This is a genomic window from Dyella lutea (assembly GCF_024158035.1).
Lineage (GTDB): Bacteria > Pseudomonadota > Gammaproteobacteria > Xanthomonadales > Rhodanobacteraceae > Dyella_A > Dyella_A lutea.
Window position 1 is genome coordinate 704,186 of sequence record NZ_JAMZEK010000001.1, and the last position, 22,747, is coordinate 726,932.

At 67.0% G+C, this 22,747-nt stretch carries 21 protein-coding genes; 4 read left to right on the top strand and 17 right to left on the bottom strand.

Annotated features, from left to right (window positions below; translation table 11 throughout):
* Positions 1 to 17: 17 nt before the first annotated feature.
* The 8 genes from NC595_RS03095 to NC595_RS03130 all read right to left on the bottom strand — a co-directional run bounded on the left by NC595_RS03095 (position 18) and on the right by NC595_RS03130 (position 6,180).
* Positions 18 to 326: a VirB3 family type IV secretion system protein gene (locus tag NC595_RS03095; protein ID WP_017463877.1), complete on the bottom strand. Its 309-nt coding sequence runs from the start codon at positions 324 to 326 to the stop codon at positions 18 to 20.
* The gene (locus NC595_RS03100; protein ID WP_256488877.1) at positions 319 to 723 is read right to left on the bottom strand and encodes a TrbC/VirB2 family protein; all 405 of its coding nucleotides are present in this window, start codon (positions 721 to 723) and stop codon (positions 319 to 321) included. Before NC595_RS03100 ends, NC595_RS03095 begins: the two co-directional genes overlap by 8 nt.
* 180 nt (positions 724 to 903) lie before the next feature.
* Entirely contained in the window at positions 904 to 1,749 is an 846-nt protein-coding gene (locus tag NC595_RS20450) for a lytic transglycosylase domain-containing protein (RefSeq protein WP_425493058.1), read from the bottom strand.
* Between the two features lie 15 nt (positions 1,750 to 1,764).
* Entirely contained in the window at positions 1,765 to 2,796 is a 1,032-nt protein-coding gene (virB11, locus tag NC595_RS03110) for a P-type DNA transfer ATPase VirB11 (RefSeq protein ID WP_253564806.1), read from the bottom strand.
* 10 nt (positions 2,797 to 2,806) lie between these two features.
* Positions 2,807 to 3,982 carry a type IV secretion system protein VirB10 gene (gene virB10 / locus NC595_RS03115; protein ID WP_253564807.1) on the bottom strand — a complete coding sequence of 392 codons (1,176 nt, stop codon included), beginning with the start codon at positions 3,980 to 3,982 and terminating at the stop codon, positions 2,807 to 2,809.
* Positions 3,979 to 4,749, bottom strand: coding sequence for a TrbG/VirB9 family P-type conjugative transfer protein (locus tag NC595_RS03120; RefSeq protein ID WP_253564808.1), 771 nt, complete (start codon positions 4,747 to 4,749; stop codon positions 3,979 to 3,981). Before NC595_RS03120 ends, virB10 begins: the two co-directional genes overlap by 4 nt.
* A complete protein-coding gene (locus tag NC595_RS03125; RefSeq protein ID WP_253564809.1) occupies positions 4,749 to 5,609 on the bottom strand; it encodes a VirB8 family type IV secretion system protein in 861 nt (286 codons plus the stop codon). Before NC595_RS03125 ends, NC595_RS03120 begins: the two co-directional genes overlap by 1 nt.
* A gap of 46 nt (positions 5,610 to 5,655) precedes the next feature.
* Positions 5,656 to 6,180, bottom strand: a complete 525-nt coding sequence (locus NC595_RS03130) for a hypothetical protein (protein ID WP_343214886.1) — start codon at positions 6,178 to 6,180, stop codon at positions 5,656 to 5,658.
* A gap of 460 nt (positions 6,181 to 6,640) precedes the next feature.
* Between NC595_RS03130 and NC595_RS03135 the strand changes: the two genes are divergently transcribed.
* Positions 6,641 to 6,877 (top strand): hypothetical protein, encoded by a 237-nt coding sequence (locus NC595_RS03135; RefSeq protein ID WP_253564810.1) that lies wholly within the window; start codon positions 6,641 to 6,643, stop codon positions 6,875 to 6,877.
* A 33-nt stretch (positions 6,878 to 6,910) separates the two neighbouring features.
* On the opposite strand, the gene NC595_RS03140 is transcribed toward NC595_RS03135, so the two are convergent.
* The 6 genes from NC595_RS03140 to NC595_RS03165 form a co-directional block, all read right to left on the bottom strand.
* A complete protein-coding gene (locus NC595_RS03140; RefSeq protein WP_253564811.1) occupies positions 6,911 to 8,596 on the bottom strand; it encodes a type IV secretory system conjugative DNA transfer family protein in 1,686 nt (561 codons plus the stop codon).
* A 119-nt stretch (positions 8,597 to 8,715) separates the two neighbouring features.
* Entirely contained in the window at positions 8,716 to 8,946 is a 231-nt protein-coding gene (locus NC595_RS03145) for a formate dehydrogenase subunit delta (RefSeq protein WP_253564812.1), read from the bottom strand.
* An 83-nt stretch (positions 8,947 to 9,029) separates the two neighbouring features.
* Positions 9,030 to 11,915, bottom strand: coding sequence for a formate dehydrogenase subunit alpha (fdhF, locus tag NC595_RS03150; protein ID WP_253564813.1), 2,886 nt, complete (start codon positions 11,913 to 11,915; stop codon positions 9,030 to 9,032).
* Between the two features lie 25 nt (positions 11,916 to 11,940).
* A complete protein-coding gene (locus NC595_RS03155) occupies positions 11,941 to 13,479 on the bottom strand; it encodes a formate dehydrogenase beta subunit (RefSeq protein WP_253564814.1) in 1,539 nt (512 codons plus the stop codon).
* A complete protein-coding gene (locus NC595_RS03160) occupies positions 13,476 to 13,997 on the bottom strand; it encodes a formate dehydrogenase subunit gamma (protein ID WP_253564815.1) in 522 nt (173 codons plus the stop codon). The genes NC595_RS03155 and NC595_RS03160 overlap by 4 nt, the downstream gene beginning before the upstream one ends.
* Before the next feature lie 19 nt (positions 13,998 to 14,016).
* Positions 14,017 to 15,678 (bottom strand): OFA family MFS transporter, encoded by a 1,662-nt coding sequence (locus NC595_RS03165; protein ID WP_253564816.1) that lies wholly within the window; start codon positions 15,676 to 15,678, stop codon positions 14,017 to 14,019.
* Positions 15,679 to 16,042: 364 nt separating this feature from the next.
* On the opposite strand from NC595_RS03165, the gene NC595_RS03170 reads away from it, so the two are divergent.
* Positions 16,043 to 18,274, top strand: coding sequence for an NADP-dependent isocitrate dehydrogenase (locus NC595_RS03170; protein ID WP_253564817.1), 2,232 nt, complete (start codon positions 16,043 to 16,045; stop codon positions 18,272 to 18,274).
* Positions 18,275 to 18,498: 224 nt separating this feature from the next.
* Here NC595_RS03170 and NC595_RS03175 read toward each other — a convergent pair whose 3' ends face one another.
* Positions 18,499 to 19,191, bottom strand: coding sequence for a hypothetical protein (locus NC595_RS03175; protein WP_253564818.1), 693 nt, complete (start codon positions 19,189 to 19,191; stop codon positions 18,499 to 18,501).
* Positions 19,192 to 19,516: 325 nt separating this feature from the next.
* Between NC595_RS03175 and bla the strand changes: the two genes are divergently transcribed.
* Both bla and NC595_RS03185 read left to right on the top strand, forming a co-directional pair.
* Positions 19,517 to 20,380 carry a class A beta-lactamase gene (bla, locus tag NC595_RS03180; RefSeq protein WP_253564819.1) on the top strand — a complete coding sequence of 288 codons (864 nt, stop codon included), beginning with the start codon at positions 19,517 to 19,519 and terminating at the stop codon, positions 20,378 to 20,380.
* Positions 20,381 to 20,444: 64 nt separating this feature from the next.
* Positions 20,445 to 21,506 (top strand): TraB/GumN family protein, encoded by a 1,062-nt coding sequence (locus NC595_RS03185; protein ID WP_253564820.1) that lies wholly within the window; start codon positions 20,445 to 20,447, stop codon positions 21,504 to 21,506.
* Here the strand turns inward: NC595_RS03185 and NC595_RS03190 are convergent.
* Together NC595_RS03190 and NC595_RS03195 are read right to left on the bottom strand one after the other, a co-directional pair.
* Positions 21,500 to 22,450, bottom strand: a complete 951-nt coding sequence (locus NC595_RS03190) for an aldo/keto reductase (RefSeq protein ID WP_253564821.1) — start codon at positions 22,448 to 22,450, stop codon at positions 21,500 to 21,502. The genes NC595_RS03185 and NC595_RS03190 overlap by 7 nt on opposite strands.
* 104 nt (positions 22,451 to 22,554) lie before the next feature.
* Positions 22,555 to 22,743 (bottom strand): hypothetical protein, encoded by a 189-nt coding sequence (locus NC595_RS03195; protein WP_253564822.1) that lies wholly within the window; start codon positions 22,741 to 22,743, stop codon positions 22,555 to 22,557.
* Between the last annotated feature and the right edge of the window lie 4 nt (positions 22,744 to 22,747).

Here is a 22,747-nt window from a genome sequence, read left to right on the forward strand (position 1 = left end):
GGGGCGCCCGGAGTGGCTCACGGTTTGGTTTTTGCCGGGTCGCGATAGAGGTTGGGCGTCAATACCCACATGCCGTCGTTTTCCCGGATGTTCCGCATGCGTGTGCGGAACTGCAGGCGAAGGCCGAGCAGGCGGAAGATCATCTCGTCGCGACGCGCCATCTGGCGCATCACGAAGATCACCACCGGCATCAGCAGCAGGTAGAACAGATTGGTGTACATCGCCAGCAGCATGCACCCGCCCGCGCCGAGGAAGAACGGCACGTAGGGCACGCCGAGGAACATCGGCGGGCGGGTGCAGCCACGAAACAGCGCGTTCTTATGCATAGTGCGTCAGCAGGTGTGTCACCACCTGCGCGGTGCACGCGGTGGCGCCTGCGGCCGTGGTGCTGCCGGCCAGGAACATCTTGGCGATCTGGCCCGCCGCGCCGATCAGGATCGCGCCGATCAGCACCGGCGACACATCGGAAATGCGCTTGTGTGCGAAGGCGATCTGGTAGCCGGAGAAGATCACCGCGATGGTCACTACCACGATCGAAACAGCATTGAGTACATTGTTGATACTGCTGGCAAACCCGCACACGGTGGTAGCGGTCTCATCGCCTGATGCGAACGCGGTGCCGGGAAGCACGAACGCCAGCAGTGCGGCCATGCACATGAAGACGAAGAGGCGGGTGCGCTGGGAATGAAGCACGGAGTCCTTGCGGGTCAGGTTCGGAGCCATCTCGAATTTCCTTGTCGACGTTGAACAGGTGGCCGGGTGCATGGCCGGAAGGTGGGCGACCGTCAGGGGCGGCCGTCCGGTGGATGCCCGGGAGCGAGCGGATTCGCGTCCGGGCGTCGGCCAGTTGGCCGGATCGGTGGCGCGCACGTGGCCATGGCCACGCATCGCGTGCGAGCCGTTTCAGAACACGAAGGCGGCATCGGCATGCTCCTGGCGCAGGTCGGCGCGATCGACTGCCCGCTGCGCAGGCGGTGGCGCGGCGCTTGCGATGGCGGTCGGATCGCCGGGGCCGCGCACGATGGGGTGGAACACGTCGTCGGTCGACGCCCCAGCGGGTCGTGCGGCGACCGGCGGGGTTGGAGTGGGCGCGGCGTCTGCCGCAGACGGGCTGTGGCCTTCATGGCCATCGACCGCGGGTGTCCCCGGTTGCCCGGCCATCTTCGAGACGACGGCCGCGGCGGCTGTATCCAGTGCCATGCTGCGGAGGGTGACGAGGCGGTTGGACACGGAACCCGCCCGGTCGTGCGTGCGCTTCCGGACGGGCTTGCCCCGTTCCAGCGGGATGGCGGTCCCTCCACCGTCGCGGTCGCCGGGCGCGCCCATCGAGGCGTATACCCGCTGCACGTAGCCGTCGCGGTAGCCGGTGACGAAATTGCCCGAGTAGTAGCAGCTGAACGCCTTGCCCCAGTCGCCGCCGGCCCGCGCATAGCAGTTGGCGAGGATGCTTGCGCCCGCCTGCAGGTTGCTGCAGCGATCGAAGGCCCTGGCGTAGGTGTGCAGTCCGTAATGTCCCAGGTTGGCGCGGTTCACCTGGGCGATGCCCAGCGAGTAGTTGTATCCCCGGCGCTCAAGCATGCGCGCGGTGGCCGTGGCTTCGGCCAGGTTGCGTGGCTGGCGCTGCAGTCGTCCCCCCACTACGCCGATGGCGAAGGGATTGTTGCCGGATTCCACCTGGGCGACGTGCTGCATCACCTCGGCCGGGACGGCGAGATTGGGGCAGGTGGACAAGTCGATGGCGGCGAGCATGGTGAACCCTCCGGATCAGTGGCCCGCGGCCGCGCGGCCTGGGTCGAAGTCGATGCCGGTGATGCAGCGGCGTCCGGCGTGGGCCTTGATGTGCACGACGATGTCGATCGTCATGCGCAGCAGGCGCTTGATCGTGTCGAATTCCAGCCCGGCACCCTCGGTGGAGGCCTTCACCATCAGAGCCAGTTGGTCCCAGGTCTGCTCGGTGCTGCCGGCGTGGCAGCTGGTGATCGAGCCGGGGTGGCCCGAGGCGCAATTGCGGATGAAGTAGAACGATTCGTCGCCGCGCAGCTCGGCCAGGATGATGCGGTCCGGCTTCATGCGCAGGCAGGCTTCCATGCAGCTCTTGGCGGTGACGTTGCTCGCGCTCTGGCCGCCCTTGGAGTAAAGCAGGTGCACCACGTTCGGCTGCGCGATGAAAAGCTCGCGCGCGTCCTCGATGGTCACCAGCCGCTCGTCGGCCGGGATGTGGTTGACCAGCGACTTCATGAAGGTGGTCTTGCCGCTGCCGGTGGCGCCGGACACCACGATGTTCTTCTTGTCGAGCACCGCCTGCCGAAAAAACTCCGCATAGCGGCGCGCGGCGCGCAGTTCGAGCAGCGCGCTGTCCTGCTCGCCGATGCCCTGCTGCACTTCGACGATCTCGTCGAAGAAGCCGTCGGCCTGGTACTGATCGAGCGTGCGCAGCTGCCTGGACGGCAGCCGGATGGTGATCGACACCCGGCCGGCCTCGCACGCCGGAGGGATCACGAACTGCGCGCGCTGGCCGGTGGGGAAGGTGAGCGAGACCACCGGGTCCACGTCGGTGATGCGCTGCCCGGTGTTGCTCTCGTTGATCACCGCGGTGCAGAACTGGCGCGCGCGCTCGAAGGTAAGCGAGGGTACGTCGACCCGGTGCCACCCACCGCGCCGCTCCAGGTAGATTTCGCCCGGCTGGTTGATGCAGATCTCGGTGACGTCCGGCGAGGCCATGAACTCGCGCAGCCCCAGCACCTCGTACTGGTAGTCGAGGAAGTCGCTGGAGATGGCTGCCATCCGGTCGTCCATGACCTGCTCCTCAGAGCCGCGCGACCACGCCGCTGAAGTCCACGTCCTTGGCGACGTAGACGTAGATGACGGTGCCCTGGTTGATGGTCACGGTCGGCGGACGGTTCGCCGCTTCGCGCACGGCCTGGTCGGCCAGGTTCTGCACGGTACGGGCAGTATTGCTCTCGAACGGTTCCTGGGTGACGTAGCCGTTGCTGATGGTGGTGGTGGTCGGACCGTGCTTCGCGGCCTCGTACTTGAACGCGTCGCTGAGCATGCTGATCAGCAGGGCCGCGCCGATGCGGCTGCCCCAGTGCGCGTCGTACTGGCCAGGCAGGCCGGCGCCGCCCAGGTTGTCGATGCCCGGGCTCTTCATGTTCACATCGATGCCAGTGGGGGTGATGATGCGATCCCACACCACCTCGACGCGCCGCTGGCTCTGGTTCTTCTGGTACGAGCCAAGGATCTTCGAGCCCTTCGGCAGCAGCAGCGTGTGGCCGTTGAACGAGTACACCGGTTCGGTCACCAGGCAGGTGCTGTAGCCGGAGATGTCGGAGATGATCCGCGTCTCCAGCACGCAACGGATATAGGTGCCGCGCTGCATCAGCGTGTCCGGCTTGGTCAGTGGCTGGGCGCTGGTGATCTCCGAATCGCCGCTGCCCGGCAGGCCGTTGCCCGCAGAAGTAAGCGCTGCCGGAATCGTAGGCGGCGCGGCTTCGCCAGCCTCGGCGGCGGCAATGCGGCGCTGGACCAGGCCGGGTTCCTGCGGTGCCTGTGCGGCGGGCGTACGCGGCAACGCCGGTGTGGACGGCGGCGGCATCAGGGGAATCGGTTGTGCTGCCGCCACGGGCGCGGGCGCCGGCTGGGGCAGCTGCGGCAGCGCTACCGCCGCGGGAGCTTCGGCGACGGTGACTTTTTCCTCGCGCATCTTGGGCCGCTCGCGCGGGGTCATCGCGCTCTGGATCATCCAGTAGGCGACCATCAGCAACAGCAGCACGACGGCGGCCAGCAGGAACAGCGCGCGGCGATTCATGCGCCGCAGTTCCGCGGTGCGCAGTTGCGGGGCACCGGCGTCCAGATCCGGTTCCTCGACGCGCTGCTGGTAATGGCTGGCGTAGGGGTTGCCGGCTACCGGATCGTGTCGCGGGTCCGTCGGTGCTTCGTGCCCGTGCTCGTCGCCGGGCTGTTGGGGTGTTTGGGCGCTCACTTCTTCACGTTCCTTCGCAGGCCCACGACGTAGTCGCCGTGCCGGATCACCAGGTAGGAATAGGTGCCGTGGACGATGATCGTGTTGCCTTCCACGGTGGTGTTCACGAGCGAGTCCTCGCCGTGCTCTGTCTCGCGCATGAAGACCGCCGGGAAGTCACCGGTCGGGAAAGCCTTCATGTCGCTCATGCGGATGTAGGTGAAGCGGCCATCGTCGTAGACGTTGACCGGTACCAGCCAGGGCGCCTTCTTCGCGGTGCGTGTGGCGTAGTCGTAGTCGAAGTTGTAGCTGCGCCCCGGCACCAGCGCGGCACTCTGCGCGGATGCGTTCTCCTGCTGCTTCTTGGCTGCCGCGAAGCTGGTGTCGTCCGGGTACTTGAAGGTGATCTTGTACTGCACGCCGGCGCGGCGCGCCTGGTCCAGCGTCTTCCAGTCGGTGGCCACCACCTTGAGCTCGAAGATGTACGAGTGCGTCGCCGTGCGGACCATCATGTTGGTGTCCACGTCGACGTTCTTTGGCTTGAGGTAGAAGACGTTGTCGCGTCGGGTCAGCTCCCAGCCGCTGCTGAAGCCGGTGCTGTAGTCGAGGATCTTTTCGCTCGGACTCAGTTCGATCTGGGTGGTGATGCCCAGCCCGGTGCGCACAGGGTAGATGCGGTCGGGCTGATAGTCGTAGGTCTGCAGCGCCTGGGCGCTCGCCGATGGCGCAGCCACCAGCAGGGCAAGGATCGGCGTGGCGAGCAGACACCATGGCAGAGGCCGATTCATCAGTGGGTCGTCCCCGTGGTTGCCGTGGGAGGTGTCATGGCGGGCTCTGTCGCCGCCGGCACCGGCGGTGCGGTGGTCGCCGCCGGCGGAACGGACTCGATCGTGGTGGGCACTGGCGCGGCAGCGACCTCTGGGGGAGGTGCCGAGGCGTAATCGTTGTCGACGCGGTAGCCGGTGACCCAGAAGCCGAGCGGATTCTCGATGCGGCTCTGGTCGTCCATCTCCAGGTTCGGCTTGTAGGTGAACTCCAGCGTCGCGATCTTGTTGTCCATCGGATGCGTCGCGCCGGTGGCCTTGTCGTACAGGCTGCGCTGGAAGCGGACGGTGGCGCCGCGTGGCGGGCGGCCCGGACCGGAGTCGAGCAGGACGATGCTGAGCAGGCGGATACGGATTGCGCGGTCCTTGCCGTACTGCTTGTACAGACTGTCCGGGTTCTGCGAGGAGTACTCGGCCATGTAGGCGGCCTTTACGCCAGGGGAGGCCATGGTCTGCACGGTTTTCCAGTCGCCGAGGTTCAGCATGGCCAAGTCGTAGGACTCGCGCGCCAGCACGAAGTGGGCGACGTTGCTGCGGTTGATCGCCTCGTTGGTGGTGATGCCGTGCGGGCCGAAGTTGCCGGTCAGGTGGGCCACCGTGGCGGTGCCGGTATAGGCGTCGGCCATCACCAGGTAGGGCACCTTCTGCTTGAGCGGCAGCATGTAGAAATAGCCACCGGCGAGGATCAGCGACATGCCGATGGCACTGAAAGCCACCATCCAGGCGCGTCGTTCGCTACGCCGGGCCATGTCGGCGATGCTCAGCTCGAAATTGACCGAGCGGGCGACGGCCTTGTCGATCGCCGGCGTGGGGGACTTCTTCATGTTCATCGCGGGGCTTCCGTGGTCGTGCGACGGTGGCGCGGCGGCGTCATGGGCGTGCTCCCGTCGCCGGCGCGGACGCCGCACCGCCAGCGGCAGCGCGGACCAGGATCCGCCGTGGCTGGCCGACGACCTGTACGCCTTGGGCGGCGTAGATCCTGCTCAGCTCCTCGGTGGCCTGCGCAAGGTCCGCCGTGTGGATGTCCGACACCGGTCGATACAGGGTGACGTCGTAGCCCAGTTCGTAGTCCAGCGCGCGACCGGTGTCCTTCGCCCAGCGCTCGAGCATCGTGCGCAGCGTTTCGTCCAGCGGCGCGGCGAAGAAGGTGTACGGCTGCTCCAGCGGAATCTCGGTGGGCCGGGCCTGGAATCGGTTGACCGGTTTCCACGAGCCACGGAAGTCGCGCGCCGGCTGGGTGCCACACCCGGCCAGGGCGAGCGCGGCGAGGACCAGCAGCCCGGCGAGCGCATGCCGCTTGTCGCCGGCGCGCCGTCCGGCGCCAGGCGCGACGCGCGTGGTCGTTGTAGTCGAGAAAGGTGTGGGCCCCGCGTGGGGCGAGATGTTCAAGCGCATCCTGCGTTCCTGCCTGGCGTGCCGGGGTGTCCGGCCGTGTCAAAACGATCCGTGTGGTCCGTGGGTCGCGACCGACGGACAAGCTTCATCCGCGACGCAACGAGATGCGACGGCGGACGGATATCGGGGAAAGGGTGGCTGCGTGCCACCGGGACGTGCTGCCCGTTCCATGGCGATCCTTGGCTCTTGCTCGCGGGAGTTGCTTCCTGCGACGTGCTCCTTGCTCATCCGTGCCGGATGCGCATCGCCTGTTCGCGGCGATTCGGAGTACGCCCCCTGTGGATGGCTCGGCCATCCGCGGCAGAGTTTTGCCAAAAGCGGCGTGCCCTGCCAATAGGAAAATCCTGCTTGAAAAATTCCTAGGCGTGCGCTTCGCCCACTTTAACTCGATCGTTTGATCGATCGGTTGCAGGCCGTGCACGGAGGGACCGACATCTGTTTGTCACGTGCCGCGCAGCGCTTGTACGACAAGGGCTGGCAAGTGCCGCATCGCATCCGGAAAAGCGCGTGGTGGCGCCCGCGACGGGCCGTTTCCGACCGTTTTGTTGCAGCGGCGAATTGTGCGACCGGTCACGTCTTTGCAGGCATTCCTGAAGCTCGGGACGCGGTGCGTCGGATGCGTGAATTTGCGATCGGCCTCACATCTGCCATGTCGGTCGACCAGTCGTTCGGGCGCAAAAAACGAGGCATCGACTGATCTGGTGTCAGCTTCTTCCTACACGTGGACGCGTCACACGGTGAGCTCGGGAATCGTCACCTTTGGCAGCAGACGCGACGTGAAGTGCTTGTCCTGGTAGTAGCGGATCTTGTCGCACTTCACCGGGTGCGGGATGCCCTCGTAGAAGAAGACTTCCTTGCCCGTGCCCATCGCCTTGAGCTCCTGCGGCAGCATCAGCGCGCGACGCTCTTCGGTGTGGCTGCGCGAGACGTCGGCGCGGGTGCGGCCGCGGGTGACGTTCTGCTTGCGCACCGTGGTGTAGCCGAGCATCTCGGAATAGTCGTTGGCGTCCTGCTGTTCGCGCGGCGCGTAGACGATCTGCAGCGCATGGTTGGTGATCATCGTGCGCGAGACGTCCTTGCCGTAGGTGGCGTCCAGCTGCGCCATGCTCTGGATGATCGGCAGCAGGCGGACGTTGTAGCCGGCCATGTACGACACCGCCGAAGCGATGATCTCCACCCGGCCGATCGAGGTGAACTCGTCCATCAGCAGCAGGCACTGGTGCTTCAGCGCAGGGTTGTTCTGCGGCAGCTCGCGGGTGTTGAGGTTGATCAGCTGACTGAAGAACAGGTTCACGATCAGCCGGCTCTCGGCCAGCTTGTTCGGCTGGATCCCGATGTAGATGGTCATGCGCTTCCTGCGTACGTCGGTGAGCAGGAAGTCGTCGGCGCTGGTGGCCGCGTCCAGCACCGGGTTGATCCAGGCGTTCAGCGGTTCCTTGAAGGTGCCCAGGATCGAGGCGAAGGTTTCCGCCGCCTGCGACAGCAGGTTGGCGAAGGCGGACTTCGCGTTGCTGCCCAGGAACGGCTGCTGCGCGAGCTGCTGGTAGAACGCCTTCAGCTCGGTGCCGTCGCCGGAGGACAACCGGTAGATCTCGCCGAGCGTGGGCTTCGTGCGCAGCGAGGCCGGCACGCCGCGCCGCTCGGCGTCGTCCCAGGCCTCGAACAGGAACAGCGCGAAGGCCATGAAGGCGTTGCGTGCCTGGCTGACCCAGAATTTCTGGTCATCGGCACCGTCCGGGTAGAGCATCGCGGCAATGCTCATCAGGTCCGAGACGCGGAACGCCGGATCGCTGGAGACATAGCTGAGCGGGTTCCAGCGGTGCGTTCGACGGTCCTCCGCGAACGGGTTGAACAGGTAGACCTCGTGGCCCTGGGCCGCGCGCCAGCCGCTGGTGAGTTCGTAGTTCTCCTGCTTGATGTCCAGCACCACCACCGACTCGCGGTATTCCAGCAGGTTGGGGATGACCACGCCCACGCCCTTGCCCGAACGGGTGGGCGCGGCGAGGATCACGAACTGCTGGCCGCTGAGCCGCACCAGGCGGCCGCGGAACTTGCCGACCAGGATGCCGTCATCGGCCGGCTTGAACAGCCCGTGGCTGGACAGCTCGCCACCCTTGGCGAAGCGCGCGTCGCCGTGCAGGGAGGGGCGCTTCGACCGCAACAGGAAATACAGTGCGACCAGCCAGAGCAGCAGGGGCAGTCCGAACCCAAGCCACCCCGCCGCATGGATGCGCCCGGCATAAGGCTGCGCCTGCGGCAGGTGCAGCGCTCGCACGTAGATGTAGTAGGTGTTCCAGCGCAGCGTCTGCGTTCCCAGGTCGAGAAAACGCCGCGTCAGCCAGCCCGACAGCGCATCGCCCGCGGCCAGGGCGGCCACGCCAAGCGTCGCCACCGTCCATGCTTTTCCCTTGTGCATGCCATCCCGTCCTTGGTGTGGAGCGGCGATGGTAAGCCACGGAAAACGCCAAGCCGAGCCCGCTGCCCACGCGGATTCGCGTAGGCCGGGTCTGTGTCACATCTTCAGGTGGCCCGGATTCAGGCGGTCGTGGTCTGCAGCGAGGCCAGTTTCTGCACAGCCTCTCTCGCCAGCGGCTCCAGCCCGACGCCGCCGCCCTGCAGGTGTTCGATGATCTGCCTGCGCATCACTGGGTCCCAGAACTTCTTCAGGTGGTCGGCGACCCCGGCCACGCCGGCGGCGTGGTCGGGCTCGGCGGCGAAGTAGTTGGCGATGTCGTTGACCATCTGGGAGAGGCGTTCGATGTTCATGGCGGGCCGTTTGGTGATGCGGGTTGAGCGGGGCGCAGGTGTGGGCGAAACTCGCGAGCGTGCGCCCGCGGGGTTTGAAGCCTTCAGCGCGTGACGGGCTCGGCAGCCTTGAGCAGATCCTGCTGCTGCTGGTCGAAGTTCTGGAAGCGCTTCTGCCAGGCCGACGGCTGGCTGACCTTGAGCACCTGCACTGCGGTCACCTTGTACTCGGGGCAGTTGGTGGCCCAGTCGGAGTTGTCGGTGGTGATGACGTTGGCGCCCGAGCCGGGGAAGTGGAACGTGGTGTAGACCACGCCCGGCTGCATGCGGTCGGCGATCTTGGCGCGCAGCACGGTTTCGCCGCTGCGGCTGGAAATGCCGACCCAGTCGCCGTCGTTGATGCCGCGCTCCTCCGCGTCGTGCGGGTGGATCTCCAGCCGGTCTTCCTCGTGCCACATGGAGTTTTCGGTGCGTCGGGTCTGCGCGCCCACGTTGTACTGGCTCAGGATGCGGCCGGTGGTGAGGATCAGCGGATGCTCGGCGTTGACCTTCTCGCGGGTGGGCACGTACTCGGTGAGCATGAAGCGGCCCTTGCCGCGCACGAACTCGTCCACGTGCATCACCGGCGTGCCTTCCGGCGCCTCGTCGTTGCACGGCCACTGGATCGAGCCGAGCCGGTCGATCTTGTCGAAACTGACGCCGTGGAAGGTGGGCGTGAGCGCGGCGATCTCGTCCATGATCTCGGACGGGTGCGCGTAGTTCATCGGATAGCCCATGGCCTGGGCCAGTTTCTGGGTGATCTCCCAGTCGGCGTAACCGGACTGCGGCTTCATCACCTTGCGCACGCGCGAGATGCGACGCTCGGCGTTGGTGAAGGTGCCGTCCTTCTCCAGGAACGAGCTTCCCGGCAGGAACACATGCGCGTACTTGGCCGTCTCGTTGAGGAACAGGTCCTGCACCACCACGCACTCCATCGCGCTGAGCGCAGCGGTCACGTGCTGGGTGTCCGGGTCGGACTGGGCGATGTCCTCACCTTCCACGTATAGGCCGAGGAAGGTGCCGTCCAGCGCGGACTCGAACATGTTGGGAATGCGCAGGCCCGGCTCGTCCAGCAGCGGCACGCCCCAGGCCTTCTCGAACAGCTGGCGGGTGGCGGTGTCGCTGACGTGGCGATAGCCCGGGAACTCGTGCGGGAACGAGCCCATGTCGCATGAGCCCTGCACGTTGTTCTGACCGCGCAGCGGGTTCACGCCCACGCCCTCGCGGCCGATGTTGCCGGTGGCCATGGCGAGGTTGGCGATGCCCATTACCGCGGTGGAACCCTGCGCGTGCTCAGTGACGCCCAGGCCATAGTAGATGGCGCCGTTGCCGCCGGTGGCGTAGAGCCGGGCGGCGCCGCGCACCACGTCGGCGGGCACGCCGGTGGTCGCTTCCATCGCTTCGGGGCTGTACTTGTCCTGCGAGACGAAGGTCTTCCAGCGCTCGAACGCCTCCGGCTCGCAGCGGGCGGCGACGAAATCGTCCTTCACCAGCCCTTCGGTCACGATGACGTGGGCCAGCGTGTTCAGCACCGCCACGTTGGTGCCGGGCTTGAGCTTGAGGTGGAAGTCCGCCTTGATGTGCGGCGACCGCACCAGGTCGATGCGGCGCGGGTCGACCACGATCAGCTTGGCGCCCTGGCGCAGGCGATGCTTCATCTGCGAGCCGAACACCGGGTGCGCGTCGGTGGGGTTGGCGCCGATCACCAGCACCACATCGGTCTGTTCGATGGAGTCGAAATCCTGCGTGCCGGCCGACTCACCCAGGGTGCTCTTCAAGCCGTAGCCGGTCGGCGAGTGACAGACGCGGGCGCAGGTGTCCACGTTGTTGTTGCCGAAGCCGGCACGCACCAGCTTCTGCACCAGGTAGGTTTCCTCGTTGGTGCAGCGCGAGGAGGTGATGCCGCCCACCGCGTGCTTGCCGTGCTTTTCCTGGATGCGCTTGAACTCGCTGGCGGTGTACGCGAACGCCTCGTCCCAGCTCACCACCTGCCACGGGTCGGAGATCTTCTTGCGGATCATCGGCGTGGTGATGCGGTCCGGATGGCTGGCGTAGCCGATCGCGAAGCGGCCCTTGACGCAGGAGTGGCCGTGGTTCGCCTGACCCTCCACGTTGGGCACCATACGCACGATCTCCTCGCCCTTCATCTCGGCGCGGAAGCTGCAGCCCACGCCGCAGTAGGCGCAGGTGGTGGTGACGCTGTGCTCAGCCTGGCCGCGCTCGATCAGCGTGGTTTCGCTCAAGGTGGCGGTAGGGCAGGCCTGCACGCAGGCGCCGCACGACACGCACTCGGAACCGAGGAAATCCTCGTTCTGGCTGGGCGACACCTTCGAATCGAAGCCGCGGCCCTGGATGGTCAGCGCGAAGGTGCCCTGCACCTCGTCGCAGGCGCGCACGCAGCGCGAGCAGACGATGCACTTGGACGGATCGAAGGTGAAGTAAGGGGTGGAGGTGTCCTTGGCCACGAACAGCGGGTTGGCGCTGCCGTCGGACTGCTTCGCGTAGACGTGGTTGGCGCCGTCGTAGCCGTAGCGCACCTCGCGCAGGCCGACCACGCCGGCCATGTCCTGCAGCTCGCAGTGGCCGTTGGCCGGGCAGGTGAGGCAGTCCAGCGGGTGGTCGGAGATGTACAGCTCCATCACGCCGCGGCGGATCTCGGCCAGTTTCGGCGTCTGCGTGGCGACCTTCATGCCGTCGCTCACCGGCGTGGTGCACGAGGCCGGGTAGCCGCGCCGCCCTTCGATCTCCACCAGGCACAGCCGGCACGAGCCGAACGCGTCGAGCATTTCGGTGGCGCACAGTTTGGGGATGGCGATGCCGGCTAGCGACGCGGCGCGCATCACCGAGGTGCCCTCGGGCACGGCGATGGAGCGGCCGTCGATCTCCAGCGAGACGGTCTTGGTGGACGTGGCGGCCGGGGTGCCGCGGTCGATTTCGACGATGGAAAGCATGGGGGAACCTCCAGCGCGCGGACGCTCAGGCGCTGCGCGCGAAATCCTCGGGGTAATGGTCCAGCGCGCTCAGCACCGGGAACGGCGCCATGCCGCCCAGGGCGCACAGCGAGCCGTGCAGCATGGTCTGGCACAGGTCGCGCAGCAGGGCCTCGTTGCGGTCGCGCTCGACGTTCGCACGCATGCGGTCGATCACTTCCACACCGCGGGTGGAACCGATGCGGCACGGCGTGCACTTGCCGCACGATTCGATGGCGCAGAACTCCATCGCGTAGCGCGCCTGCGCGGCCATGTCGACGCTGTCGTCGAAGGCCACCAAGCCGCCGTGGCCGATCATGCCGCCGATCGCCGCGAACGCTTCGTAGTCCATCGGCGTGTCGTAGCGCGAGGGCGGAATGTAGGCGCCGAGCGGGCCGCCCAGCTGCACGGTTTTGATCGGCCGACCGGTGGCGCTGCCGCCGCCGAAGTCCTCGATCAGCTCCTTCAGCGTGACACCGAAGGCCTTCTCGACCAGGCCTGGACGCTTGAGGTTGCCGGCGAGCTGGAACGGCAGCGTGCCGCGCGAGCGGCCCATGCCGAAATCGCGGTAGTGCGCCGCGCCCTTGTCCAGGATGCCGGGCACCGAGCACAGCGTGACCACGTTGTTGATCACCGTGGGCTTGCCGAACAGGCCCTCGATCGCCGGCAGCGGCGGCTTGAAGCGGACCTGGCCGCGCTTGCCTTCCAGCGACTCCAGCAACGAGGTTTCCTCGCCGCAGATGTAGGCGCCGGCGGCCATGCGCACTTCCAGGTGGAAGGCCTTGTCGCTGCCGAGCACGTCGTTGCCCAAATAGCCAGCGGCTGTCGTGGCGGCGATCGCCGCGTTCAACGCATCGCGCGCATGCGGATATTCGCAGCGCAGGTAGATGTAGCCCTGCGTGGCGCCCACCGCGAGGCCGGCGATGGTCATGCCTTCGATCAGCACGAACGGATCGCCTTCCATCACCATGCGGTCGGCGAAGGTGCCCGAGTCGCCTTCGTCGGCGTTGCAGACGATGTACTTCTTATCGGCGCTGGCGTCGAGGCAGGTCTTCCACTTGATGCCGGTGGGGAAGGCGGCGCCGCCGCGGCCGCGCAGGCCCGAATCGGTGACGGCGGCGACGATATCGGCCGGCGCCATCTTCAAGGCGTTCTCCAGGCCACGGTAGCCGCCGTGGGCGCGGTAGTCGTCCAGGCTGCGCGGATCGACGATGCCGACGCGGGCAAAGGTCAACCGCTCCTGCTTCGCCAGGTAGGGAATCTGTTCGGTCGGGCCCAGCGCCAGCGCGTGCCTGCCACCGTGGAGGAAGTCGGCGTCGAACAGCGCGGCGACATCATCGGCCTGCACCGGGCCGTAGGCCACGCGACCTTCGGGCGCGGCCACCTCGACCATCGGTTCCAGCCAGTACAGGCCGCGTGAGCCGTTGCGCACGAGCGCGACATCGATACCGCGACGCGCGGCCTCGGCGGCGATCGCCGAGGCGGTCGCCTCCGCCCCCAGCGAGAGGGCGCTGGCGTCGCGGGGAACGTAGACGGTGAAACTCATGAAGCCTCCCGGGCGGCCTTCAGCCAGGCATCGAAGCGTTCCGGCGTCATCCGCCCGTGCAGTTCCTCGTCGACCATCACGGCCGGCGAACAGGCACAGTTGCCCAGACAGTAGACCGGTTCGAGCGTAAACAACCCGTCATCCGTGGTTTCGTGGAAATCCACGCCCAGCCTTTGCTTGACGTGGCTTTCCAGTGCTGCGGCGCCCATCGCCTGGCAGGACTCGGCGCGGCACAGGTAGACGATCCGCTTGCCCGACGGCCGGGTGCGGAAGAAGTGGTAGAAGCTGACCACGCCGTGCACGTCGGCGCGGGACAGGTTGAGCTCCCGCGCGATCAGTGCGACGGCGCCTTCAGGCACGTAACCCAGTGCTTCCTGCACGCCGTGCAGGACAGGCAGCAGGGCGCCCGGCTGATCCTTCAGCCGGGCGGTGACCTCGAGCACCGCGGCGTGATTCTCCGGGGAGAGCCACCTGTTGTTGTCCTGCGGGCCGGAGCCCGCACGCGCCGCGTGATTCATGGCAAACAACCTTTGGATATCAGAACAGGGCCGCGGCCTTCGCCAGGGCGATGTACAGGCCGATCAGGAACGGTACGCCCACCGCCAGCCAGTACACGACACCGGCAACGCCGAACGCACCGCGCGCGGCACTCTCCGCCGCCTTGCCGGTCGCCGTCGAGGCATCGTGCTGCAGGGCGCGCTCGCGGGCGAGTTCCTCGTCGCTCATGAACTCGCTCTGCTTCACCGGGCGGACCAGCAGGTTGCAGATCAGGCCGACGAACAGCAGCGCAGCCATGATGTACAGCGTACGGTCGTATACCAGGTTCTTCGCTACGCCCGCGTCAAGCTGTGCCTGGCGGATGCTGGCGATGATGATCGGACCGACGATGCCCGCCGCCGACCAGGCGGTGAGCAGGCGGCCGTGGATCGCGCCCACCATCTGCGTGCCGAAAAGGTCGGCCAAGTAGGCCGGCACGGTGGAGAAGCCGCCGCCGTACATGCTCAGGATCACGCAGATCGAGATCACGAACAGGCCGGCCGTGCCCATGTGGCCCCAGGTCGGCAGCGCGCAGTACACGATGATGCCCAGCACGAAGAACGTGTAGTAGGTGTTCTTGCGGCCGATCTTGTCCGACAGCGAGGCCCAGAACAGGCGACCGAGGCTGTTGAACAGGCTGATCAGGCCGACCAGGCCTGCCGCCGCCGCCACCACCGCCGCCTTCTGCGCCGGCGTGAGGTCAGCAGCCGCTTCGGTGAGGCCGGCCAGCTTGCCGCCGAACACGTCCTGCAGCATCGGGCTGGCCATCGAGATCACCGCGATGCCGGCGGTCACGTTGAGGAACAGCACCAGCCACACCAGCCAGAACTGCGGCGTCTTCCACGCCCGGTTCAGGTGCACGTGGTGCTGGGTGATCATGCTGCCGGCGTCGGCGGCCTTCGGGGTCCAGCCGGCCGGCTTCCAGCCCACCGGGGCGACGCGGAAACCGAACGCGCCGGCGGACATCACCAGCAGATAGATCACGCCCATCGCCATCAGCGTGGTGGCCACGCCCTGCGGGCTGACGCCAGAGAAGTGTTTCATCAAGGCCACTGCCAGCGGTGCACCGACCATCGCACCACCGCCATAGCCCATGATGGCGAAGCCGGTCGCCATGCCGCGCCGGTCCGGGAACCACTTGATCAGCGTCGACACCGGGGTGATATAGCCCAGGCCCTGGCCGACGCCACCGAGCACGCCGCAGCCGAGGTACACCAGCCACAGCTGGTGCATCGACACGCCGATGCCACCCAGCACCAGGCCGCCGCCCCAGCAAAGCGCGGCGATGAAGCCGGCCTTGCGCGGGCCCGCATGCTCGAGCCAGCCGCCCCACAGCGCGGCGGAGATGCCGAGCATGGCGATGAAGGTCTCGAAGATGTGGGTGACCTGGGGCACCGTCCAGTTGCAGCTGGTGGTGGTCAGCGCGGCGGTGAAGCTGAGGTTGCTGCACATCGCCGGATCGGCCGTGGCCACCAGCTTGGTCATCGGCAGCCAGAACACCGAAAAGCCGTAGGCCATGCCGATGCACAGGTGGATCGCCAGCGCGGCCGGCACCACCCACCACCGGTTGTAGCCCGGCCCCGCGATGGTGCGTTCCCTCGCCAGAATTCCTCCGGAGCCCCCCTGGCTTCCGATATTCGTTGCCCCCGGCACACTGGCCATACCGTTCTCCCCTGCAGTGGTGGAAAGACTTGCCGCTTACGTCCACCCTCGCGGGGTGGATGCACAGCATTTCGATCATTGCGCCCGCCCGCGCGGGGTCGCCACTCGACAAAAGTCGCAACGGGATGCGGCAGGAAAATGACGCGGTGCCGCCGCCCCGGGCGGACCTGTCCGCGCGCAGAGCGGCCTGCGGCATGGCTGCAGTGCAACATCCTGGGCGGTTCGTCGGATCGTGCGATATCCAACTCGGCAGGCACAGGCCTCACAATAGGGGCTTGTCGCGTCGGCCTTGCGTATCGATGGTGCAACCTCCATGGTTGCCGGCTGACCCATATCCGCCCCCAGTCCAGGAAGAGTGCTGCCCATGTCCGAGACCCCCAAGATCATCTACACGCTCACCGACGAAGCGCCGTTCCTGGCCACGCAGTCGCTGCTGCCGATCGTCAAGGCCTTCGCCGGCACCGCGGGTATCGGGGTGGAGACGCGGGATATCTCGCTGGCCGGGCGCATCCTGTCGCAGTTCCCCGAGTCGCTGCGCGAGGACCAGCGCATCCCCGACGACCTTGCCGAGCTGGGCGAGTTGGCCACCACGCCGGCGGCCAACATCATCAAGCTGCCCAACATCAGCGCCTCGGTGCCGCAGCTGAACGCGGCGATCAAGGAGCTGCAGGCGCAGGGCTACGCGCTGCCGGACTATCCGGACGAGCCGCACGGCGACGTCGAGCTGTGGAACATCAAGGCGCGCTACGACAAGGTGAAGGGCAGCGCGGTGAACCCGGTGCTGCGCGAGGGCAACTCCGACCGCCGCGCGCCGGCCTCGGTGAAGAGCTACGCCCGCAAGCATCCGCACCGCATGGGCGCCTGGAGCAAGGATTCGAAGACCCGCGTGGCGCACATGGACGGCGGCGATTTCTACGGCAGCGAAAAGTCCGCCACGCTGGACAAGGCCGGCGCGCTGAAGATCGAGCTGATCGGCAAGGACGGCGCCAGCACCGTGCTGAAGGAAAAGGTGGCGGTGAAGGTCGGCGAGATCGTCGATGCCGCCGTGATGAGCCGCGCCGCGCTGGCGCGTTTCGTCGATGCCGAGATCGCGCGGGTGAAGGACGAGGGCGCGCTGTTCTCGCTGCACCTGAAGGCGACCATGATGAAGGTCTCCGACCCGATCATGTTCGGCGTGGTGGTAGGCGAGTTCTACAAGGACGCGCTGGCCAGGCACGCCGACGCGCTCAAGCAGATCGGCTTCGACCGCAACAACGGCATCGGCGATCTCTATGCGCGTCTCGGCACGCTGCCGCAGGCGCAGCAGGATGCGATCAAGGCCGACATCGCCGCCGAGTACGCCAAGCGCCCGCCGCTGGCGATGGTCAACTCCGACAAGGGCATCACCAACCTGCACGTGCCGTCGGACGTGATCGTCGATGCCTCGATGCCGGCGATGATCCGCGACTCCGGCAAGATGTGGAACGCCAAGGGCGAGCTGCAGGACACCGTGGCGCTGATCCCGGACCGCAGCTACGCCGGCATCTACCAGGCGGTGATCGAGGACTGCAAGGCGCACGGCGCGTTCAACCCGGCCACCATGGGCTCGGTGCCCAACGTGGGCCTGATGGCGCAGAAGGCCGAGGAGTACGGCTCGCACGACAAGACCTTCCAGGTGGAGAGCGACGGCACCGTGCGCGTCACCGACCAGGACGGCCGCGTGGTGTTCGAGCATGCGGTGGAGGCAGGCGACATCTGGCGCATGTGCCAGGCCAAGGACGCGCCGATCCAGGACTGGGTCAAGCTCGCCGTCACCCGCGCGCGGCTGTCGAACACGCCGGCGGTGTTCTGGCTGGACGCCGAGCGCGCGCACGACGCGCAGGTGATCGCCAAGGTCGAGCGCTACCTCAAGGACCACGACACCGCCGGGCTGGACATCCGCATCCTGTCGCCGGAAGACGCCATGGCCTTCTCGCTCTCGCGCATCCGCCAGGGCGAGGACACCATCTCGGTCACCGGCAACGTGCTGCGCGACTACCTCACCGACCTGTTCCCGATCATGGAGCTGGGCACCAGCGCCAAGATGCTGTCCATCGTGCCGCTGATGGCCGGCGGCGGCCTGTTCGAGACCGGCGCGGGTGGCTCGGCGCCCAAGCACGTGCAGCAGTTCGTCGAGGAGAACTACCTGCGCTGGGATTCGCTCGGCGAATTCCTCGCGCTGCAGGCCTCGCTGGAGTTCGTCGGCGACAAGACCGGCAACGCCAAGGCGAAGGTGCTGGCCAAGGCGCTGGACCGCGCCAACGGGCAGATCCTGGACAACAACCGCTCGCCGGCGCGCAAGGTCGGCGAGCTGGACAACCGCGGCAGCCATTTCTACCTGGCCCTGTACTGGGCGCAGGCGCTGGCCGCGCAGGACGAGGACGCCGAGTTGAAGGCAAAGTTCGCCCCGCTGGCCAGGGCGCTGGCGGACAACGAGGCAGCCATCGTCGGCGAGCTCAACGGCGCCCAGGGCAAGCCGGTCGACATCGGTGGCTACTACCACCCGGATCTGGCCCGGGTGAGCGAGGCGATGCGTCCGAGCGCCACCTTCAACGCGGCCATGAACGAGCTGAAATGAGCGGTGGCATCGCTTAGGTGAAATGAAACGGGGCGCCTTGGCGCCCCGTTTCATCATGGGATGGCTGCTCCGCGTGGTCAGGCAGTCGGGGTCGCGTGCAGCCGGGTGGCAAGCTGATCGTCGGCGTCGACATGGTGGCGTGCCTGCTTGCGACACCCACCTGGGGGCGTGAGCGACCATGGCGTCCCGGGTGGCCCCTGTCGGAGGTCGACCGGTTCGATGCGTCAATCTCCCGCGGGCCGAATCTGGTGCAGTTGTTCCATCGCCTGATGGATCACCGGGAGGCCCCCGCGAAGGATGAAGAACATCAACACCGTGAGGGCGAGGACGAGCGTCCATGCGATCAAGCGATAGGCGCCGTTGGATGACTTATCCAGAAGCTCGGTTAGCGAGGCATCCCCGAAATTGCTCATCGACATGAACAGGCCCCGGAACTTCGGGTCGTCGAAGTCATCCGGATCGAGTACGAATCGGGTCTTGTCCGGCGCCTTGCCGGGCTCATGGTGGACAATCGAGAAGCGCAAGGTAGACGGGCCTCGCGATTGCCTGATCGAATCGACGGCGTAGCCCACGATATGGGCTGACGGGATGGTTGTCTTCCACAGCGGCTGCGCGAACCGGATCGCTTTGCCGGTGATGGTCATTTTTCTCCAGCTGATGCTCAGCATGTACAGGCAGACGCTGCAGACGAATACATACAGGGCTTCCGTGAGATGGATGGAACGTGCATAGGCGCTCGCATGTCTTTCCTCGTCCACCAGATCTGGAAAGGAGATCGCGATGATCGAAACGACGATGTTGATCGTCATGATCGGTGCGAGGATCCGGGTGATGAGGGGTTGGCGGTAGGTGTGCGGCAGGATGTAAAACCTGCGCAGGTAGTTGGCACAGCTATCCGCTGCATAGGGGCTATCCATCGCTCCTCCTTGAGTGCCCGCATGTTGTTGCGAGGTGGCGCAAAAGATAAGCGCCGCGACCGTGGGTTCGGGATATCGCCTTGGATCGACCGCTTTTCCGGCGATTGTTTCGCGCTCGGCCCCGACACCATTTCGCGAAGTAACATGCGTTGATCGGCAGGTACGGTTCAAGTGCCTTTGTCGCGTATGAGCGAACGTCGCGCATCGCCTGTGGTCGGAACACCTCGATCGTGCCGGGAAGTTTCCCTGTGCCGGACCGCAGCCTGCCATGTCGGTATGGCTGACTCGAGCGCTTGCCGATCAACCGATCCAGGGAGAACCCACGATGCGTCGTCGCGAACTGATCAAGGCCGGGCTGCTGGGCGTGGCCGCCTGGCCGCTGCTTCCATTGTCCTCCGCCGTCGCGGCGGACGCTCCCGACGCGTTCGCTGCGCTGGAGAAGAGTCACGGCGGTCGGCTCGGTGTGGCCGTGCTCGATACCGGCAGCGGCAAGCGGCTGCTGCATCGCGCCGATGAGCGCTTCCTGCTGTGCAGTACCGGCAAGCTGCTGGCGGTGGCCGCGGTGCTGGCCCGGGTGGACCGCGGCGAGGAGCGGCTGGACCGGCGCATCGTCTTCCGCCGCGAGGACGTGCTCGAGTGGGCGCCGGTGACGCGTTCGCACGCTGGCCCGCCCGGGATGACCATCGAGGAGCTGTGCCAGGCCGCGATGATCGTCAGCGACAACACCGCGATGAACCTGCTGCTGGCCTCGCTCGGCGGCCCGGCCCGGCTGACCGGTTTCGTGCATGGCCTGGGCGATCCGCTGACCCGCTTCGACCGGAGCGAGCCGTCGCTCAACCTGCCGGGGCCGCAAGGGTTCGAGGACACCACCACGCCGTTGGCGATGCTGGGCGACATGCGCCGTGTGCTGCTCGGCGACGTGCTGTCGCCGGCCTCGCGCGAGCGGCTGCTCGACTGGCTGCGCCACAACACCACCGGCACCGCGCAGCTGCGCGCGGGCTTGCCCGCCGGCTGGGGTGCGGGCGACAAGACCGGCGCCAGCCAGACGCAGAACAACGACGTGGCGATCGTCTGGCCACCGGGCCGCGCACCACTGCTGATCGCCGTGTACTACGAAGGCCCGCAACAGACGGCCGAGGCACGCAAGGCGGTGCTGGCCCAGGTGGGTGCGCTGGCCGCCGGCGTGTAGCGACGGCAACGCGGCGCTTCAGCCGACGGTTGCTAGCATGCGCGTTCCCGACCGGAGATCGCGCATGCCACGGATGCCCGTGCTGTTGTTGTCCTCGCTGCTGGTGGTCACCCCACTGGTTGCGCAGGAGCTGCCTGCACCGCCTTCGACCACCGACATCCCCGTGCTCGCGCCGGTCACCGTCAGTGGCGTGCAACCGGGCCCCGGCCTGTGGAAGGTGAGCAAGGACGGCCATGTGCTGTGGCTGTTGGGCACCACCAGCACGTTACCGAAGAACATGCAGTGGCGTTCGGAAGAGGTGGAGCGGATCGTCGCCGGTAGCCAGGAGGTGATCCGTGCACCGCGGGTCAAGTTCAAGCTGGACGTCGGCTTCTTCGGCAGGCTGTTCCTGCTGCCCTCGGCGTTCAGCGCGCGCAAGAACCCCGATGGCAAGACGCTGGACCAGGTGCTGCCCGCGCCGCTCTACGCGCGCTGGACGGCGCTCAAGGCGCGCTACATCGGTCGCGACCATGGCATCGAGCGCTGGCGGCCGATCTTTGCCGGGATGGAGTTGTACAAGAAGGCACTGAAGAAGAGCGGCCTGCGCAGCGGCGGCCAGATCGAGGACACCGTCGAGAGCCTGGCCAAGCAGCACGGCGTGAAGATCGTCGACGCCACCTACCAGTTGGAGATCAAGGATCCGCGCGGGGCGATCAAGGCGTTCAAGGCCGCCGGGCCGGAGGACACCGAGTGCTTCTCGCGCACGCTGGACAGCGTCGAGCACGACCTGCCGGCGATGGCCGAGCGGGCCAACGCCTGGTCCACCGGCGACATCGCCACGTTGCGCCGGTTGCCGGACAGCCGCTTCCGCAACGCCTGTGCCGATGCGCTGACCGAGAGCGGTTTCGCCCGCCAGCTCGGCATCAGCGACCTGCCGGCACGGGTCGATGCCACCTGGCTCGCGACCGCGCGCCAGGCCCTGGGCAACGACACGCAGGCGCTGGCGGTGCTGTCGATGGATCAGCTGCTGGGACCGGGGAGCTACCTCGACGCACTGAAGGCCGAGGGGTACGCGGTGCAGGCACCGGATGGCGACGATACCGCGGAGCCGGCACCGGCCGCCTCGGCCGTCGCACCGCCTCAGTAGGCGCTGGCGCGGTCCAGGGCAGCGATCTCGTCCGCCGCCAGCGCGAGCTGCGCGGCGCCGATCAGCTCCTGCAACTGGTCCACGCTGGTGGCGCTGGCGATCGGTGCGGTGATGCCCGGTCGTGCCATCAGCCAGGCCAACGCGACCTGGGCCGGCGTCGCACCGGGATGGGTGCCGGCCACCTCGTCGAGTGCGGCAAGGATGCGCAGTCCGCGTGGGTCCAGGTACTTCTTCACCGAGCCGCCGCGGGCGGCGCTCTTGGCCAGGTCGGCGGTGCTGCGGTACTTGCCGGTGAGAAAGCCGCTGGCCAGCGCGTAGTAGCAGATCACGCCCACGTTTTCCTGACGGATCAGCGGCTCGAGCGCGACCTCGTAGCCGGCGCGGTCGGCTAGGTTGTATTGCGGCTGCAATGTCTCGTAGCGCGGCAGGCCGTGCTCGCGGGCCACCGCGAGCGCGTCGGCAAAACGGGCGGCGGAATAGTTGGACGCACCGATCGCGCGCACCTTGCCCTGCTCGATCAGCCGCCCGAACGCACCCAGTGTCTCGGCCAGCGGTACGCTCGCGTCGTCGGCGTGGGCCTGGTACAGGTCAATGCAGTCGGTCTGCAGTCGCCTGAGCGAGCCCTCGACCGCCTGTTCGATATTGGCCGGCGATAGCCCGGGTTGTTCGACCCACTTGCCGACCTTGGTGGCGATCACCACACGGTCGCGCTTGCCGCTGCGCTTGAGCCATTTGCCGATCAGGGTCTCCGACTCGCCGCCGCGGTTGCCCGGCGCCCAGGCGGAGTAGACGTCGGCGGTATCCACCAGGTTGAAGCCGGCGTCGACGAAGGCATCGAGCAGGGCGAACGAACGCGCTTCATCGGCGCTCCAGCCGAATACGTTGCCGCCGAAGGCGAGCGGGGCGATGGACAACGACGATTTGCCAAGTGGACGCATGCGCACGGTGGGGATACCTCGGACGGTCGAAAGCGACAAGCATGCACGCGTCCGGGAAAAGAAGCGTGACGTTCCCGGCAATCACCGACCGGACGTGCGGCCGGCGTCGCTCAGCGCGGCGCCGCCAGTCGCGGCCAGACGACCGCCGCCATGCAGCACTTCAGCGCGGTCGATCCGGTCTTCTTGGCGCCATGCTTGTCGCGATCGGTGTCCGGGAGGGTGTCGGGAGCCCAGGCCAGGTCCTCTTTCCAGACGAGATGGCCGTGCAGGATCAGCAGGTCTTTCCAGAGCGAATTCATGGTG